General features: G+C 57.7%; 18 protein-coding genes. 12 read left to right on the top strand and 6 right to left on the bottom strand.

Features of this window, described 5'->3' with window-relative positions:
• Positions 1-22: 22 nt before the first annotated feature.
• A complete protein-coding gene (gene flgF, locus WNY39_RS10200; protein ID WP_342845432.1) occupies positions 23-766 on the bottom strand; it encodes a flagellar basal-body rod protein FlgF in 744 nt (247 codons plus the stop codon).
• 100 nt (positions 767-866) lie between these two features.
• Between flgF and WNY39_RS10205 the strand changes: the two genes are divergently transcribed.
• The 12 genes from WNY39_RS10205 (at position 867) to WNY39_RS10260 (ending at position 12003) form a co-directional block, all read left to right on the top strand.
• Entirely contained in the window at positions 867-2642 is a 1776-nt protein-coding gene (locus tag WNY39_RS10205; RefSeq protein WP_342845433.1) for a hypothetical protein, read from the top strand.
• Between the two features lie 102 nt (positions 2643-2744).
• On the top strand, positions 2745-4013 hold the full coding sequence (locus tag WNY39_RS10210; protein WP_342845434.1) for a flagellar hook protein FlgE: 1269 nt from the start codon (positions 2745-2747) through the stop codon (positions 4011-4013).
• 13 nt (positions 4014-4026) lie between these two features.
• The gene (flgK, locus tag WNY39_RS10215) at positions 4027-5445 is read left to right on the top strand and encodes a flagellar hook-associated protein FlgK (RefSeq protein WP_342845435.1); all 1419 of its coding nucleotides are present in this window, start codon (positions 4027-4029) and stop codon (positions 5443-5445) included.
• Between the two features lie 8 nt (positions 5446-5453).
• A complete protein-coding gene (locus WNY39_RS10220; protein ID WP_342845436.1) occupies positions 5454-6536 on the top strand; it encodes a flagellin in 1083 nt (360 codons plus the stop codon).
• 16 nt (positions 6537-6552) lie between these two features.
• Positions 6553-7653: a flagellar basal body P-ring protein FlgI gene (locus WNY39_RS10225; RefSeq protein WP_342845437.1), complete on the top strand. Its 1101-nt coding sequence runs from the start codon at positions 6553-6555 to the stop codon at positions 7651-7653.
• 11 nt (positions 7654-7664) lie between these two features.
• A complete protein-coding gene (locus tag WNY39_RS10230; protein WP_342845438.1) occupies positions 7665-7967 on the top strand; it encodes a hypothetical protein in 303 nt (100 codons plus the stop codon).
• Positions 7964-8341: a hypothetical protein gene (locus WNY39_RS10235; RefSeq protein WP_342845439.1), complete on the top strand. Its 378-nt coding sequence runs from the start codon at positions 7964-7966 to the stop codon at positions 8339-8341. Before WNY39_RS10230 ends, WNY39_RS10235 begins: the two co-directional genes overlap by 4 nt.
• A 104-nt stretch (positions 8342-8445) precedes the next feature.
• Positions 8446-9282: a flagellin gene (locus WNY39_RS10240; protein ID WP_342845440.1), complete on the top strand. Its 837-nt coding sequence runs from the start codon at positions 8446-8448 to the stop codon at positions 9280-9282.
• 135 nt (positions 9283-9417) lie between these two features.
• Positions 9418-10254 (top strand): flagellin, encoded by an 837-nt coding sequence (locus WNY39_RS10245; protein WP_342845441.1) that lies wholly within the window; start codon positions 9418-9420, stop codon positions 10252-10254.
• A gap of 90 nt (positions 10255-10344) precedes the next feature.
• Positions 10345-10752 (top strand): flagellar biosynthesis regulator FlaF, encoded by a 408-nt coding sequence (gene flaF, locus WNY39_RS10250; RefSeq protein ID WP_342845442.1) that lies wholly within the window; start codon positions 10345-10347, stop codon positions 10750-10752.
• A gap of 1 nt (position 10753) precedes the next feature.
• A complete protein-coding gene (locus tag WNY39_RS10255; protein WP_341233007.1) occupies positions 10754-11179 on the top strand; it encodes a flagellar biosynthesis repressor FlbT in 426 nt (141 codons plus the stop codon).
• A 14-nt stretch (positions 11180-11193) separates the two neighbouring features.
• The gene (locus WNY39_RS10260; protein WP_342845443.1) at positions 11194-12003 is read left to right on the top strand and encodes a DUF1217 domain-containing protein; all 810 of its coding nucleotides are present in this window, start codon (positions 11194-11196) and stop codon (positions 12001-12003) included.
• 9 nt (positions 12004-12012) lie between these two features.
• Here WNY39_RS10260 and WNY39_RS10265 read toward each other — a convergent pair whose 3' ends face one another.
• From WNY39_RS10265 to fliF, 5 genes are read right to left on the bottom strand one after another with little or no spacing between them, the layout of a single operon-like run.
• The gene (locus WNY39_RS10265; RefSeq protein ID WP_342845444.1) at positions 12013-13068 is read right to left on the bottom strand and encodes a flagellar motor switch protein FliG; all 1056 of its coding nucleotides are present in this window, start codon (positions 13066-13068) and stop codon (positions 12013-12015) included.
• Positions 13069-13092: 24 nt separating this feature from the next.
• A complete protein-coding gene (fliP, locus tag WNY39_RS10270; protein WP_342845446.1) occupies positions 13093-13929 on the bottom strand; it encodes a flagellar type III secretion system pore protein FliP in 837 nt (278 codons plus the stop codon).
• The gene (locus tag WNY39_RS10275) at positions 13916-14359 is read right to left on the bottom strand and encodes a FliM/FliN family flagellar motor switch protein (protein WP_342845447.1); all 444 of its coding nucleotides are present in this window, start codon (positions 14357-14359) and stop codon (positions 13916-13918) included. Before WNY39_RS10275 ends, fliP begins: the two co-directional genes overlap by 14 nt.
• Positions 14346-15008 carry a FliH/SctL family protein gene (locus tag WNY39_RS10280; RefSeq protein WP_342845448.1) on the bottom strand — a complete coding sequence of 221 codons (663 nt, stop codon included), beginning with the start codon at positions 15006-15008 and terminating at the stop codon, positions 14346-14348. Before WNY39_RS10280 ends, WNY39_RS10275 begins: the two co-directional genes overlap by 14 nt.
• Positions 15005-16639 (bottom strand): flagellar basal-body MS-ring/collar protein FliF, encoded by a 1635-nt coding sequence (gene fliF / locus WNY39_RS10285; protein WP_342845449.1) that lies wholly within the window; start codon positions 16637-16639, stop codon positions 15005-15007. The genes WNY39_RS10280 and fliF overlap by 4 nt, the downstream gene beginning before the upstream one ends.
• Positions 16640-16731: the final 92 nt, after the last annotated feature.

Raw genomic sequence — 16731 nt, forward strand, 5'->3', positions numbered from 1 at the left:
TTCACTCCTTCCGTTTGGGGGATCAGACGTTTTGCCCGATACGCTTCAGCGCGTCGCGGCGCAGTGTGTCTGCATTGCCCATCAGGGCGTTGGTGCGCTCGTAAGCGCGCTGCACGTCGATCAGCCGCGTCATTTCGCGGATCGGGTTGACGTTGCTCAGTTCCAACGCGCCTTGCATGACTTGGGTTGCTTCAGCCGGCTTTGGTGCCTCGGCACCTTCGGGTGCGGTTAACATGCCAAATCCGGCGCGCTTGTAGCCTTGGATGTCAGGGATGTCGAAAACGCCGATCTTGGCCAGCGGCCCGGTGCCCTCGCCCGAGATCGTACCGTCTTCGGAAATGCTTAGCGCGCCGAGGCCTTCGGTCGGCAGTGTGATCGGCCCGCCACCTTCGTCCAGCACCTTGGCACCGGAAAGCAGAGTCAGATTGCCTTGTGGGTCCAGTCTAAAGCTGCCGTCGCGACCAAAAGCTTCCTGTCCTTCGGGTGTTTCATAGCTAAACCAACCTTCGCCGTGCAGGGCCACATCCAGCGGATTACCTGTCTGTGACAAGGCACCGGGACGGGTGTCGATATACGATCCTGTATCGCTGACAAAGGCCGCGGGGTCTTGGTCTGCGCCCGGATTGTTCTGCAAGAGACTTTCGAAAACAACGTGTTCGCCTTTGAAACCAGCGGTGCTGGCGTTGGCGATGTTATTCGCTGTCATGTCCAGTTGCCGCTGCAAGGACGATGCTAGGGACATGCTGATATGGCTTGTTTCTGTCATCAGTGGCCTCAAGGTTAGCGCGGAAAATGTGGCGACTTTAGCCGGCACTGTGAAATAAAGAATGGACCTTTACAAGAATAAACTGCATCTATTCATAGAAATGATGCGTTTGATTAACATTATCCTTGCTTTTTTCTTGGTTCTTGCGCCGCCTGTTTGGGGTCAAGAGGGCGACGTCTTTGCGCCTTTGGCGCTGGCGGATTTTGGCGAGCGCGATTTTCTGCAGGAACGCAGGGCGCTGCTGCTTGAGATGGTCACGCCAGCGTCGCAAGGCGGTGCTGCCCCGTCATCAGAGGCAGAGACGCGGGTGTATCTAGATCTGGCGGAGCTTCATCTGGCCAAGATGATGCGGCCCGAAGCGGCGAATTATCTGGCAGCGGTTGATGTAGACACCGCATCACCGCAAGCGCAGCGTCGGCACCGGACCTTGAAGATCGCCCTTGATTTAACGGCGGAGCCCGCGGTCTTGGGGCAGGCGGTGTCACGCTCTGTTGGGTGGACGCAGGGGCAAGCGTTACGTGCTGCGGCCTTTGCCCGCTTGGGTGAAGATGACGAGGCCGCAAGGTTGCTTCCCGTCACCCTCGACGCGTTATCCGGGCTATCATCGGCCATGACCGCGGCAATCCTGCCCGATCTGTTCGAGGCCGCCCTTATCGCGGAAAACTGGGCAGTGGCCGAAGGGCTCGCCGCCCGCTTTGCCGATCATGCAGAGCTGCGCGATGCTGCTGCGTATCGGTTTTTGCTGGCTCGCGCCTCGGAAATTTCCGGTGATCTGCTGATGGCCTATGATGGCTATGCCCATGCCGCACGGGGGCGCGACGCCTATGCGCATCGGGCGCGGTTGGCCCTTGTGCAATTGGGGCGACGCACCGGAACGCTCCCCCTCGACGATGCTGTGGCACTTTTGAAAACCACCAGATGGGCGTGGAGCGGTGATGCCTTCGCGAAGGAAGGCGTTGCACTGCTGGCTGACTATGCGTTGGAGCTTGGCGATTATCAAACGGCGTTGTGGGCCTTGGGGCAGTTACTGACCGACGCGGCATCGCTGAAAGAGGCTGAAGCGGTGCGCCAGCGCGCCCGCGATGCGATCGATGGTTTCTATCAGGCGGGGGCCGCCGGTGATCTTGATCTGGCGGCGTTCATAAACGGCCATGCGGCGATATCCGCGCGGTGGCGTTATGACGATGAATTCGTTGGAAGCGCCGTTGCCCTGCCGCAAACATTGCTTGGTTCTGGCATGACGGCGCTTGCCGCGCGGGAGTTTCGCAACTTGCGCACCATTGCCGAGGCCGCCGAAGAGTTAGAGCTGTTTACGCCTGACCCTGACCTGATCCGGCACCTGCTGCGCGACGAGGCAAGCGCCCTGCTTGCGGGCGGGCAGGCCGATGCGGCTGTTGATCTGTTGGGCGGTCTTGCGCAGGGGCAGGGCGATGATGCGGAGGCGGAGCGGTTGTTGGTTCGGGCGCTTAGCCAAGCTGGCAGATCGGATGAATTGGCTGCGTGGCGTGGTCGCGCGCTCGACATAGACTCGCGGCGGGGCAGGGCTGTCGCACTATATGAGACCGGCAACTGGCGGGCGGCGCGTCACGCATTGCTTGACCTGTGGGATGCCTACCCGGCGCAGTTCAGCTTTTCCGATGCCACCCGTCTGACCCTTGCGGCCTATGAGCTTGGCGACGGGGCGACCGTCAGCCGGGCCGCGACTGCATTTCCATCCCTGTCGGATATGCCCAGCTGGACCGAGATCGCAACGCGGCTTGAGACGCAGGCACCTACAACCGACGATCTGAACTCGGACTCGATCCGTTCCAGCGTGGAAAGTGCCAACCGTGTTCTTGATGCGGTAAATGAGGTCAACGATGCCATGGATAAATAATACCCTAGATAAAGCATCAATTTTATTCTTGCTTTATGTTTAATAATTTGCATTAATCATGCGAAAATCAAGAATAAATTACAACGGAAGCAGGATAAGTTCATGAGCATTACCAGCGCCCTTCAAATCGGGGTTAGTGGATTGCAGGCCAATTCCAACCGCGTTGAAAATATCTCGAGCAATATCGCAAACGCCAGTACGGTCGGTTATCGCCGTACGTTTTCCGAGTTTGTGACCCAAAATACAGGCAGTTCGCAGGCCGGTGTGCTGACCGAAGTACGCGCCAGCATCAGTACAAATGGCAATCTGCAAAATACCGGTCGGGCCGCTGACCTTGCGGTTGAAGGCGCGGGTTTCTTTGTTGTGTCGCGCACCCCGAATGATCCGGTTGAATCGAATTACTACCTGACCCGCGCGGGTTCTTTCACGCCTGACCAAGACGGCAACCTGCGGAACACGGCCGGGTATTACCTAAGCGGTTTTCCGGTGGATGAGACCGGGACAACTGGTGCGGTATCTGGCGGTGATTACGGTGATTTGAGCACGGTCAATGTGTCGTCCTACCAGATGGAAGGATCGCCAAGTTCGCAAATCACCATGTCTGGCAATGTTCCAGCGCAGGAAACCGGTCTTGCCACCCCGGGTGATCCTTTCACGTCAAGCGTGCGCTACGTGAACCAGCTTGGCGGGGCAGAGGAGCTGACGCTTTCATGGCAGCCCAGTTCCACAGGCAGCGAATGGACGGTCAGCATCACCGATTCCGACGGCACGAGCTATGGCAGTGCTACGGTGGCGTTTAATGACAGCGGCCCCAATGCGGGCAGCCCGGCCAGCTATGTTTCGGGCGGTCTACCGATTGACCCAGCAACAGGTGTTATCAGCCTGACCATCAACAACGGAACAACGCCGCAGGCGCTTGATATCTCGCTTGGTGCGCCGGGCAGCTTTGATGGCATGACGCAATTCGCCGGTGATTATACGCCACCAAGCTATTCAGGTGACGGTACCGAAACCGGCAGTCTGGTGCGAGCCGAGATGAGCGACACGGGTGTGCTGTATGGCGTGTTTAGCAATGGCGAGCGCCGCGCAATTTACGAGGTTCCATTAGCGAACGTTACCAACCCCGATCAGCTGCGGTCGGTCGCGGGTAACGCCTATATCGCCACGCGCGATTCAGGTGCGGTTAGCATGAGTTCGGCACTGACCAATGGTGTGGGTGCGGTGGTGAGCGGTGTGCTGGAGGGGTCCAATGTGGACATCGCCCAGGAGCTGACGGACCTGATCCAAACCCAGCGGGCCTATGCCTCTAGCGCCAAGATCATCACGACCAGTGATGAGATGCTGGACGAAACCCTTCGTATCAAGCGCTAATCTGGAACGCTGAATGAGCATCTCGTCCGCATACAATATCGCGCGCAGCGGTTTGCAAGCCACCAGCGGGCGGGCCAATCTGGTTGCGGGCAATATCGCGAATGCGCAGACGGCAGGCTATGCCCGCCGCGACGGCTTGCAGGTCAGCGGGGGCGGTGTGCAGGGCAGCACGGTCGAATTGCGTATTGTGCGGCAAATCGACGAACGGCTTGCCGGTATGACGCGGGTTGCCGGTGCCGAGCTGGGCAGCGCCAATGTGACCGGAGAGATCTTGGGTGGCTACCTGCTCACCTTGGGTCAGCCGGGGGACGAGGTCTCGCCGGCCGCCCGTATGGCAGAATTTCAGGTCGGGTTGGATCTTTTGGCCAACAACCCGTCGGATGCCTCGGTGCAAAATGACCTGTTGAAGCGCGCCAATAGCCTTGTGACCAGCCTGAACAGCGCAGCCAGCGCGCTTGACCGCAGTCGTGCGCAGGCAGCAGACAGCTTTGAAACAAGCGTGGCGCAGGTGAATGATGCCCTGTCGGGGATCGCTGCGCTGAACGAACAGTTGAGCGGTACAAACTCTGGCACATCAGCCGCTGGCGGTTTGATGGATGAAATTAACCGACGGCTTGATGCGTTGGGCGAACACATGGATTTTCAAACCCGATGGGAGGCAGACGGCACGTTGTCGCTGCACACGTCGGGCGGCACCGAACTGGTGCATCGCGGTGATGCTGCGATGCTCACGGCAGACGGGCAAACCGGCGCGCTGTTCGCGGATGGTGTCGATATCACGCCGGGCCAAGCAGGCGGTCGGGGCTTCTCGTCAGGGCGGCTTGCGGGGCTAAGCGATATGTTGTCGTCGGTTATTCCGCAAATGAACCTTCAGCTAGATGAACTTGCGCGCGGCTTGGTCCAAAGCTTTGAGGCGGCGGATGCCTCTGTCGCACCGGGTGATCCGGGGCTGTTTACCGACGCCGGTGCGGCCTTTGATCCGACCAATGTTGAGGGGCTGGCGGGCCGCTTGGCGGTTAACGACAGCGTGCAGCCCGAAAAAGGTGGTGCGCTGTGGCGGTTGCGTGACGGCGTTGGTGCCACCACCGCCGGAGACCCCGGTGCCACAGACCAAATCAATGCCTTGATCGACATCTTTGATCAAACCCAGGCGATGGATCCGGCGGCAGGGCTGGGCGCGACTGCGCGGCTGGGTGACTATGCCGCTGAACTGGTTGGCCATCAGCACAATATCCGCGTCAGCGCGGATACCCGCGCGGAAACCGCCACAATCCGGCTGGTGTCATATGAAGATGGCCGCAGCAATATTGAGGGTGTGAACGTGGACACCGAGTTGCAAAAACTGCTGGAAATCGAACAAGCCTATGGCGCGAATTCTCAGGTTCTCAGCAGTTTGAGCGACATGATCGATACCCTTTTGAATACGGTGTGAGACGGTAAATGACTGAAATATCCCGCACAGTATCGACGGCCCTGCAAAGCTTGCGCCAGCGCGAGACCTCCAGCCGTATTGCCGCGCAAATCTCGGATGCGTCATACGAGGTGACGACAGGCTTGAAAGCCAAGCCCTATGATGCGCTTGGCCATAAGTCCGCTGACGCCATTGCCATCCGCATGCAGATCGTGCGCAACGATGGTTTTCTTGCATCGAATGCGCTGTTGGATCGCAGGTTTCTTGCGGTTGAGACATCTCTTGGTGCGATGCGCGAGGCCGGGCAAGAGGTTCTGGAACAATCGTTTCTTGCGCAATCCTCTGCCGGGCAAACATCGGCGCAGTTGTCGCAGGCGGCACGTGCGGCGCTCGACACATTGATCGAACGGAGTGCGGTCAGCGACAGTTCGGGGTATCTGATGTCTGGCACGGCAAGTGATACGAAACCCTTGCAGGGGTGGGACACGCCGCACCCTGATACGGGGCTGTCACCCTCAGGTATTGTGGGTGACGTGGTAAGTGGCGGGCTGAATTCGCTGGCGGATGTACAGGCGGCTATCGACGCCCTGACCGATATGTTCAACGATCAGAACACGGGCGACCCTGCGCGCAACTTTGAGGCCAGTTTTTACAACGGCACCCCGGCGATGGACGGGGGCGGGCAACCGAATGCACCGCTGACGGCACGGATTTCCGAATCTGAAACCATTTCCCAAACCGCTCAAGCAAACGACCCTGCCATGCGCGATCTTATGCGTGGGTTGGCGATGCTAAGCGCCGTTGACGTTAACCAGATCAGCGATCCCGACGCCCGCGAGGTGTGGGCGACTGCCGCGCGCAACGCAATCACCAGCGGGTTAAGCGGGCTGACAGAGCTTGAGACCGACACCGGATTGAAACGCACCCGTCTGGCCGACACGGTCGCCGCCCAAGAAAGCCGGGCCGGTTTTCTGGATGGCGAACGGTTGCTGTTGGAAGGGGCCGACCAATATGACGCCGCAACCCGCCTGACCCAATTGCAAACACAGCTTGAATCGAGCTACGCCGTGACGGCGCGGCTCTCAAGCATGTCATTTTTGAACTTTATGTAGGCCGGTAACGCAGACCATGAATATCATAGTCAAATTCCTGTTGGTCGGCCTGATGGTCGGGCTTTGCGCGCCCGCCAGCGCGCAGGTGCGGATCAAGGATATCGTTACGGTTGAGGGGGTTCGTTCGAACCAACTGGTTGGCTATGGCTTGGTCGTGGGTTTGAACGGCACTGGCGATTCACTGCGCAACGCGCCGTTTACCCAAAGTGCTATCGAAGGCATGCTTGAACGGCTGGGCATCGGCAATCTGAGCGAAGACCAGATGCGTACCGCAAACACCGCGGCCGTTATGGTTACCGCTTCTCTGCCAGCTTTTGCGCGTGCAGGCAGCACCATTGATGTGGTCGTGTCTTCCTTGGGTGATTCATCATCATTGCGGGGCGGTACGTTGATTGTGACCCCGCTTTCCGCCGCAGACGGAGAGACCTATGCCGTGGCACAGGGCCCGATTGCGGTTGCAGGCTATGCGGCGCAGGGGCTGAATGCGTCCATCGTTGAAGGTGTCCCAACCGGCGCGCGGATCGAAAACGGTGCCATTGTCGAACGCGAGGTGCCTTTCGCCTTTAACGATATGGACCGCGTTCTTTTGGCGCTGCGCAACCCCGATTTCGTCACGGCCAAACGGGTGGAAGAGGCCATTAACAACGCGATTGGCCCCATCGCCACCGCGCTTGATCCCCGTACAATCGCCATCGAAGAAGGCGGCAAGATGTCGTTGTTCGAATTGATGGCCGATATTGAGCCGCTGCTGGTGGAGCCGGATCAGGTTGCCAAGGTGGTGATCGACGCACGATCCGGGACCATCGTTATCGGGGCCAATGTCCGCATTGATCGCGTCGCGGTCAGCCAGGGCGGCCTGACCGTCACCGTGCGGGATGATTTCGATGTCAGTCAGCCTGAACAGCTGTCTATTGGCGGGACCACAGTGGTTGTTCCCAATTCAACAGTCGAAGTCGAAAAACGCGATGCGAAGTTTGCTGTGATCGACGGGTCAGTAAGTTTGCAGCGTCTGGTCGACGGGTTGAACGCCATAGGCGTGGGCGCGACCGAGACGATTTCGATTTTGCAGGCGATCAAGGCGGCAGGTGCTTTGCACGCCGACCTTGAGATTATTTAGGAGGTATTTGCATGGAACTCCCTCCCCTATCCGCCGCGCCGCTTTCCACGTCTACTGGCTTGGCTGCGACACCAAGCCAGCAAGCGCCGTCGCAATCGGCGGTGGATTTCGAAGCCATGTTTTTGGGTCAGATGGTTGATGAAATGTTGTCGACCGTGAACCTCGGAGATTTTGGTGGCGGCCATGCCGAAGAGACCTGGCGCAGCTTTCTGTCTGACGCCATCGGCCGCAGTATTGCAGAGCAGAATACGACGGGAATTGCCGGCCGGATCGATACCGCGATCCAGCGTTATCAGACGGGGCAAGACCTATGAACAATCAACGCAAAGCGCTGGCAGCCGTCGATGCATTGGGCAATCTGCTGCGCAAGGAAATCGCAGCGGTCGAGGGCGGAGAGTTTTCGCAACTGGTTGAATACGCCGGGGAAAAAGCACGTTTAAGCGCGGTTCTGGAAAAGCAATTGCAAGAGAACCCCCAAGCGGTAAGCAAGGAGCAGCTAAGCGGCCTGAAAGAATTAATTTTGCGCGACCAGCAGCATTTGCAGCAGGCACAGCGCGCAACAGCCGAGATAATCCAGGAAGTCACTGACACGCGGGAACGCCATAGTATCGCAGGGCTTTACGGACGCGGAGGCGCCAAGCGTGTCAACCGCGCAACACCTTCCCAATCTGTGGACAAAAGCTTTTGATTTGCCTCAATGTTGACAGATTTTCGGATAAAACAGTTTACGCGGGCAACCCCCGCAGTTGTCAGAATGACGACATGACGTACTAAGAATAGTCAGGAATACACATGTCCTCAATCCTCACAAACAACTCCGCAATGAACGCACTTTCCACTTTGCGGAACGTGAACAGCAACCTTAGCGAAACCCAAAACCGTATCTCTACCGGTATGAAGGTTAACTCCGCCAAGGATAACGCTTCTTATTTCTCGATCTCTACAACGATGAAATCAGAAGGCGGCATGAACAAAGCCGTAAACGAAGGTCTTACACTGACCAAAAACTCGATCTCCACCGCCCGTCTTGGCGCTGAAACAATGGTTGATTTGTCGCAGCAGTTCGTCGACCGTCTGGCATTTGCTCAGACTGAAGGCGTTGACCAAGCTGATGTTCAAAAAGAACTTACATCATTGGCAGCGCAGATGGCGACCGCGATCAATCAGTCTTCCTTTAACGGTGAGAACCTGATTTCGGCCGCTGGCGCTGGTGCTAAAGAAGTCGTTTCTGGTGTAAGCCGTTCAGGTGCCACTTTGTCGACAACCAAGATCTCGTTCACTTCGACCGATCTTGAAGCCGTACAGACCTCTTTTGCAACGATTGCGATCGATAACACAACGACCGCAGCCGATCTGGAAACAGCGCTGACCAACGCCGAAGGGTTTCTTTCGTCCGTGACAGATGCTGCGACTGATCTTGGTATCGCCGAGAAGCAGGTCGAAACTCAACAAAACTTCCTGAGCGAGCTGGGTGACCGTCTCGACTCCGGTGTCGGCTCGATGGTTGACGCCGATATGGAAAAGGAAGCCGCACGCTTGCAGTCCCTCCAAGTGCAGCAGCAGCTTTCCACACAATCTTTGTCGATCGCAAACCAAGCTCCACAAAACATCCTGAGCTTGTTCCGTTAATGCCAACCTAGGCACTAAAAACTCCTTCGGCCCCGGATATTTGTTCGGGGCCGGAACTCTACCAGACTAGGACGGACGATGGGTTGCGGTTGTCAGAAGACGACTTGAAAGAAACTAGAACAGTACGGAGACCACATGTCCTCAATCCTCACGAACACATCGGCGATGAACGCGCTATCGACTTTGCGCGGCATTAACGATCAGCTTGGCGAAACTCAAAACCGGATTTCCACCGGGATGAAAGTTAACTCCGCTAAGGATAACGCTTCCTATTTCTCGATTTCGACCACAATGGATTCCGAAAGCGGCATGAACAAAGCCGTGAACGAGGGCCTGACGCTGGCGAAAAACTCCGTCTCTACTGCCCGCCTTGGTGCCGAAACCGTGGTCGATCTGGCCCAAGAGTTCGTGGACCGTCTGGCTTTTGCGCAGACCGAAGGCGTCGATCAAACTGATGTCCAAAAAGAACTTACATCCTTGGCTGCACAAATGAAGACGGCCATCGAACAGTCTTCCTTTAACGGGGAAAACCTGATTTCGACAGCTGGCTCTGGCGCCAAAGAGGTCGTTTCCGGTGTGAGCCGTAACGGCGGCACGCTGTCGACCACCACCATTGATTTCACCGCAGGGGACCTTGAAGGTTTGCAAGGCAGCTTTGCCGGGATCACGATCACTAACGCAACGACCGCTGCCGATCTGGAACTTGCCCTGACAAACTCCGAAGGCTTTCTGGCATCCGTGATCGATGCGGCGACTGATTTGGGTATCGTCGAAAAATCCATCGAAACGCAGCAGAACTTTCTGAATGAATTGACCGACCGCTTGGACGCAGGTGTTGGTTCTATGATCGATGCCGACATGGAAGAAGAAGCGGCACGTTTGCAGTCCCTCCAAGTACAGCAGCAGCTTTCCACACAATCCTTGTCGATTGCGAACCAAGCACCGCAGAACATTCTAAGCCTGTTCAAGTAAGGCGATAGATATGGCCGTAGCCACAACAGGTAAGAAAAGTCTCCGAATGGGGGCAAGACGAGCAGGAAATACAGTAAAAGAGGCAACTACATGAGCTTGGCCGCATATAAAAAGACAATCCGGGAAAGCGAAACACCCCGCCAGATCGAACGTCGGATCCTGTCGCGCGTGACGCATGACCTTGCCGAAATGGGCAAGGAATTTGACGCGAGCGAGAGCCCGGCGGAACGTCTGGCGATCCTTTCCCAAGGGTTGCGTGACAGTCTTTATGAAAACCAGCGCTTTTGGGCTGCTCTGCGCCATGATCTGGCCGAGCCCGACAACGCGATGCCTGCTGCACTCAAGGCTTCGCTGATCTCGTTGGCGCTTTGGGTTGATCGTCAAACCTCGGGTTTGATGGCCGGCCAGGGGAACGTCGCCGGGCTGGTTGAAATCAATACAAATATTGTGGCCGGACTTGCGGGTCAGGCGGCCACAACTGCGGTGCAGGAGGTTTAACATGCTGAAACTAACACTGAAGCCGCGCGAACGGGTCGTGGTAAACGGCTGCGTGATCCGGAACGGCGACCGCCGTCAGGCGCTGACGGTCGAAAACCGCGCCGATATCGTGCGTGAATCCGATCTGCTAAAACCCGAGGCGCAATCGACCCCGGTATCCAAGGTTTATTTCCTGTTGCAGACCGCCCTGATCCGGCCAGAAACCCGCGATCAGGTGATTACAATGATCCAGCAAGGCCTTGCTGAACTGGCCTGCTGCTTTGGCCCCGAAATGCGAATCCGCATCATGGAAGCCGCCAACTACGTGAGCATGTCGGATTACTACAAAGCGATGAGCGAGCTGCGCGGCGTGCTGAAATATGAGGCAGAGTTGATGCAAATCAGCCCGATCAAGCGTCCGCCCCCTCAGGAAATGGTGCACGTGTGATATCGCTAGGCGGAATGGGCACGCAGCTCGCTGTCAAACTGTTTGACGCCACGCGCGACAAGCAGCTTGATATGGTTGCGAACAATGCCTTGAACGCCCGGCAGGTTGCCGCATTCAGCGAACGTATCGCGTCCATCGGATCTGCCAAAGAACTGGTCGCGGATACCGAGGTCTATACCTTTGTGATGCGCGCATTTGATCTTGAAGATCAGATTTTCGGCAAGGCCTTGGTCCGTAAAGCACTGGAAAGCGATGTTTCGGACCGCACATCCTTGGTCAACCGCCTGACCGATCCCAAAATCCGCGAGATGTACGACGCCCTTGGCTTCGCCCCCGATGGTGGGCCAAGCGCGAATTTTGACGACCCCGACTGGCAGGCCGAGATGATCGACCGGTTCAAGGAACGTCTGGTGATCAACAACGCCGCCGAAGATAACGTCGGGGCTGGTATCGCGCTTGAATTCAAGGCCAAAGCGTCTGAGATCAATACCTGGTTCGATGTGTTGAAGGACGAAGACCTAGGCATATTCATGCGCCGCGCACTTGGCCTGCCAGATGCGGTTGTTCAGGTTGATATCGACCGTCAGGCAGAGCTGTTTGCGCAGAAATTTGACATCGAGAAACTGAAAGACCCGGCAGAGGTCGACAGGCTCGTGTCGCGTTTTTCTGCGGTTTATGACGCCATCGAAGGGATCAACACCCAAACGAACGGGGCGTTGACCTTGATGGCAAACGCGGTTTCCGCCTCGCAAGGCGACAATTTTAATATCATCACGATTGATATCCCCGCGATCGTTCGAAATGGCTACGGCAACTACAGCTGACCGGTTGGGCTATTCGAACAGCTCGTCGTCATCATCGTCGGCACTGGAAGGCAGCTCAATCGTGCCTTCATCGGCAAGGCTTTTCGCATAGTTAACCATTTCAGCTTGAGCGGCACGCACATCGCGTCCGCGCACGGGGCCGGTGGCCTCCATCTCGTCCATGAGCATCTGGCGAGACCGCTGCGGCAGGCATTCCATCAGGTGGTCGCGCAGTTCTTTCTTGGCACCGCGCATGGCAAGGGGCAGGGTTTCACCCTCTAGCCCGCGCATGACTTGTGCGATGTCCTGCATGTTTAGTTTGATCAGATCGTCAAAGACAAACATGCGCTGTTTGATGGATTGAAACGCCTCGGGCACCCGTGTGTTCAGCGCACCGGACAGTTGTTCAAAGGCCTGCGCATCAAGTTTGTTGAACAGATCCGCCATGCGCTGATGTGTTTCGGCGGAACTGGTGTGGATCGCGTCCGACATGATGTCCAGTTTCAACGTTTCTTCGATCTGTTGCATCATGTGCAGGGGGACGGCCTCCATCGTGATCATCCGCTCGGCTACGTCATGCATGCGTTCGGCCCCAAGCAGCGGCAAAACCTTGGCGGCAACTGCGGTATCGACGTTGTTCAGGATCGCCGCTGCCGTCTGATCATGTTCACCCTTCAGGTAGTTCGCAATCACCGTTTCATTCAGCGCCCCAAACCCGCGCCACATGGCGTCTTCGCGTTTGCTGGTGCGGACGTTGTTCAGAATATCGGCGACCTGATCCTCTGGCAGGAATTTGCGCAGCATCGCTTCAGCCGTCGACATGGACCCCACCACTGCACCCGTGCCGCTCACCACCTTCTGCGTAAATTCGCCAAGCACGGCCTCGACCACCTCGGACGGTATCGGCCCCAGCTGGCTCATCGCGGCTGTAATGCGTTCAATCTCGGCACTGCCAAGCTGCTGCATCAGTTTTGATCCGGCCTGTTCGCCCAAGCATAAAAAGGTAATGGCGGCCTTGGTTGGCCCCTTCATCTTTTTAAGCATGACCGTAGCGGTGCGGTCTTCGGTAAGCGTATTGGTGGACATGAAACACTCCTTCTCAAGCGCAGGTCATCCGCTGGCCAACGGTACGTAGCTTTCGATCAATGACCCGGCAAGCATGTACCAACCATCGATCAGCACAAAGAAAATCACCTTGAACGGCAATGAGATCAGAACGGGGGGCAGCATCATCATACCCGCGCTCATCAGGACCGAGGCGACGATCAGATCAATCGCGACGAAAGGCAGGTAAATCAGAAATCCGATGGTAAACGCCCGGCGCAGTTCGGATATCATGAAGGCCGGGACCAGATGGCGAAAGGTGGCTTCGTCGGCGCTGGCGGGCAGCGGTGTTTGTGCGGCCTCTTCATCTGTCTTCGAGACGTTCAGAAACAGGGCGTAATCCTCGGGCCGTGTGTTGACGAACATAAACGCGCGGAACGGGTCCGCGATCCGCTCGATCGCCTGTTCTTCGGCCAATGTGTTGTTCAACAGCGGAACAACCCCGCCTTCATATGCGTCCTCGAACACCGGCTGCATAACAAAAAAGGTCATAAACAACGCAAGCGAGGTTAGCACGATATTGGGCGGCGTTTGGTTCAACCCCAGGGCCGAGCGGAGCATCGACAGAACAATAACAAAGCGGGTGAAGCTGGTCATCACCACCAACAGGCCCGGCGCGATGCTAAGCACCGTAATGAGGGCGATGAATTGTACAATACGACCGGACAGATTGGCATTGTCGTCACTGCCGGGGGCCGCATTGCCAACCACATCGGACAATGTGCCCAAGAATCCTCCATCCTGCGCTGCTGCTATTCCCGTCGTGGCAAACAGAAACAGCCCGGCCAGCAAAAGCTGGCCCGGCACATAGCGTCGCAGATGATGGTTATCAGTCAGGGACATAGTCCTTGACGATCTGGGTCAAAGACACGCCCAGACGGTCTTCTCCGACTTTGACAAGGTCACCGCGTGCGACCAACCGGTCACTGACCATCAAATCGACGGGCGCGCCGATCTTGCGGTTCAGTTCCACAATCGACCCGCGTGTCAGTTCCAACAGCCGCGAAATCGGCATGCGTGCTTGTCCCAGCACGACCTGCACGTCAAGCCCGACGTTCAGCATTGCGTTGATACCCGCCCCGCCTTTTTCAAGGCGCGCAGCGTCAAGACCGTCTTGTGTCGGATCGTCTTGATCTAGGTTCGGGAACACGGTTCTCTTGTCTTGATCCGGGTCAACCGGCTGGCCAAGCGCATCGGCAAGCGGCGACGACGCTTGGGATTGCGCATCGGCGTCCGCGTTGGTTTTAGGGTTTTGCAAGTCAGGCTTGTCCATGTCCGTCCTTTTCCTTTTGAGCGTTTATCGCCCGTTGATGAGTGTCGCGCAGTTCGACCAAAAGCCGATCGCAGATTTTCTGAAAGCCGTAATCAAGGTTGCCGTGATCCCATTCCATCCGCGCATCACCAGCGTGCAGTTCCGGATCGGCCTGAAGCTCAAGCGCATGATCGCAGTGATGTTGCGCGGCCTGCATCCGCAGATCGGGGCCGATCTCGGCCAGGGTGGCGGGCGACAGGCGCACCCGAATGCGGCTTGATCCGATGGCCATTTTCAATGACTGCGTTGCCGTTTTTCGAACCCGTTCGGCAGACATGCGTTCGATGATCTCGGGAAAGATAATCTCGCAGGTCTGAAGCGTGAACCCGACCACCTGTGCGACCAGCGCCTCGTGCCGTTGTTCGGCGGCGATGGCAAGGCGGGCCAGCTCTTGGCCCAGCGTTTCGACCATCTCGGTCTGCGCCTTCTCCATTGTCTTGGCCATTTCGGCGCGCCCTGCGTCGGCACCGGTCAGGTAGCCCTCGATATGACCCTGCTTATGGGCCTTTGCGATCCGCGCCTCGATCTCTTCGTTGGTGGCTGCGTGATGATCATCGGGCGATGTGGTGCCATCGTCGTCAAAATTGCGCAGGTTCAGTCTGGTAATCATTTATCGTCCCTTTCCGCCAGCCATTCGCCCAGTACACGCAAAGCGTCTTCCGAGTTGTTCTCGGCCAAGGCGGCGACGGCCTTGATCTGGCTGTGACGTACCGCGCCTTGAACCGACGCGAGCTGCACCATTTCGCGGGGCACTTCGTCGTCGGGGCCAAGCAGCGTTCCGGTTTGTCCGGTAGGCGGTGTTGCCAGTTGCGGTGCGGCGGTTTGGTTTGGCAGTGCGCGCTGTTTAGGCTCTGGTCCGGTCAGCAGCGCGGCATTCGGGCCAACGCCCGCCAACGACGGGGTCAGCGTCGTGGCATCTAGGATCATGCGCAGGGGTTTGGCCCCCAGCACCATGATGATGGCGACCAGCGCCAACCCGAATACAGCGCGCAGGATCGACATGGTGTTATCGGCCAGAATGGCCATGAAACCCCGCCCGATGGGGCTGTTGAAGTCAGCATCGAAATCCAAAAACTGCAGGCTGTCCACTTGGACCTGATCGCCGCGCGTGTCGTCAAAGCCAATGGCGGTGCTGACCAATTGCCGCAAAAGCTGCATTTCTTCTTCGGAACGTGCGATATACCCCTCGGTGCCGTCGGGCAGGGTTCCGTAGCTGCCATTCACCAAGACGGCGACAGACACCCGTTCAATATCACCGGGTTCACGGACCACTTCGCTTTGGACCGAACCGATTTCATAGTTGATGACTTCGTCGTTTTCACTGCGGGTTGATTGCCCGCCAGCGCCGGCCCCATCTTCGCGCAGCTCGTCGGGGATGTTGTTGGCCACGTCTACGGTGCCCGCGGCAGGGTCCGTTTCGCTTGAATTGCGAACACGGGTTTCAATCGAACGCGCGACCTGCTGATTGGGGTCAAAGCTGCGCGATACGCGGACTTCGCGTTCGGTGGTCAGGTCCACGCTGACCCGCACGCGGGTATTGCCGGGGCCGACGCGGGCGTTCAGGATCGCCTCTACCTTTTGGGCCAGCTGTTCTTCGATCATGCCCCGTTGGCTTTGCAACGAGAAATCCGAACTGCCCCCGTCCTCCTTGGCAAGGATCGTCTCGCCCGAGGCGGACAGCACGGTTACGTCCTGGGCATCGAGATCGGCCACAGCCGAGGCCACCAGCGCCTGAATGGCCTGCGCCTGCCTGCGGGTCATGGTGGTGTTGGCCTGCGACCGTACAATAACGGAGCCGCTGGCCTCGGGCCGCGACCGCGAGAATGCGGCACGTTCCGGCAGCACCAGATGCACCCGCGCGGCCGTAATGCCGTTGATGGTTTGAATGGACCGGGCCAATTCGCCCTCAAGCGCGCGCAGGCGGTTCACCTTTTGCATAAAGGAGTTCATCCCCATGCCGGACATGTTGTCGAAGATTTCCCAGCCCGGCACGCCTTCGCCGGGCAAGCCCGCATCGGCAAGGGCCATGCGCGCACGGGCGATTTCGGTTTCCGCGACCGAAATCGTATCGCCATTGCGCGACAGATCGACAGAAAGCCCGGCTTGTTCAAGCGTTTGCATCATCTGCGACGCGGTGCCGGGGCTAAGCTGGCTGTATAGCGGAACAAAGGCCGGTGCGAATATGGTGCGGGCACCGATGAACACGGCCGCGACGATGGCCAAGCCGATACCGCCCAACAAGGCCAGTCTCCGTGGGCCTAGATCTCTAAGGTTGTCGACAATCTGACGCACATGTCCTCGCTTGGCAGTAAGGCCTCCAAAGTCCTCGGGTG

The organism is Sulfitobacter sp. AS59 (genome assembly GCF_038899995.1).
Taxonomy (GTDB): domain Bacteria; phylum Pseudomonadota; class Alphaproteobacteria; order Rhodobacterales; family Rhodobacteraceae; genus Sulfitobacter.

Bases quoted from the DNA above. Each gene is read 5' to 3' on its own strand.
- WNY39_RS10205 (WP_342845433.1), top strand. From the start codon at position 867: ATGATGCGTTTGATTAACATTATCCTTGCTTTTTTCTTGGTTCTTGCG.
- WNY39_RS10275 (WP_342845447.1), bottom strand. From the start codon at position 14,359: ATGGACAAGCCTGACTTGCAAAACCCTAAAACCAACGCGGACGCCGAT.
- WNY39_RS10265 (WP_342845444.1), bottom strand. From the start codon at position 13,068: ATGTCCACCAATACGCTTACCGAAGACCGCACCGCTACGGTCATGCTT.
- flgK (WP_342845435.1), top strand. From the start codon at position 4,027: ATGAGCATCTCGTCCGCATACAATATCGCGCGCAGCGGTTTGCAAGCC.
- flgF (WP_342845432.1), bottom strand. From the start codon at position 766: ATGACAGAAACAAGCCATATCAGCATGTCCCTAGCATCGTCCTTGCAG.
- WNY39_RS10280 (WP_342845448.1), bottom strand. From the start codon at position 15,008: ATGATTACCAGACTGAACCTGCGCAATTTTGACGACGATGGCACCACA.
- WNY39_RS10225 (WP_342845437.1), top strand. From the start codon at position 6,553: ATGAATATCATAGTCAAATTCCTGTTGGTCGGCCTGATGGTCGGGCTT.
- flaF (WP_342845442.1), top strand. From the start codon at position 10,345: ATGAGCTTGGCCGCATATAAAAAGACAATCCGGGAAAGCGAAACACCC.
- fliP (WP_342845446.1), bottom strand. From the start codon at position 13,929: ATGTCCCTGACTGATAACCATCATCTGCGACGCTATGTGCCGGGCCAG.
- WNY39_RS10210 (WP_342845434.1), top strand. From the start codon at position 2,745: ATGAGCATTACCAGCGCCCTTCAAATCGGGGTTAGTGGATTGCAGGCC.
- WNY39_RS10230 (WP_342845438.1), top strand. From the start codon at position 7,665: ATGGAACTCCCTCCCCTATCCGCCGCGCCGCTTTCCACGTCTACTGGC.
- WNY39_RS10260 (WP_342845443.1), top strand. From the start codon at position 11,194: ATGGGCACGCAGCTCGCTGTCAAACTGTTTGACGCCACGCGCGACAAG.
- WNY39_RS10235 (WP_342845439.1), top strand. From the start codon at position 7,964: ATGAACAATCAACGCAAAGCGCTGGCAGCCGTCGATGCATTGGGCAAT.
- WNY39_RS10245 (WP_342845441.1), top strand. From the start codon at position 9,418: ATGTCCTCAATCCTCACGAACACATCGGCGATGAACGCGCTATCGACT.
- WNY39_RS10240 (WP_342845440.1), top strand. From the start codon at position 8,446: ATGTCCTCAATCCTCACAAACAACTCCGCAATGAACGCACTTTCCACT.
- WNY39_RS10255 (WP_341233007.1), top strand. From the start codon at position 10,754: ATGCTGAAACTAACACTGAAGCCGCGCGAACGGGTCGTGGTAAACGGC.
- WNY39_RS10220 (WP_342845436.1), top strand. From the start codon at position 5,454: ATGACTGAAATATCCCGCACAGTATCGACGGCCCTGCAAAGCTTGCGC.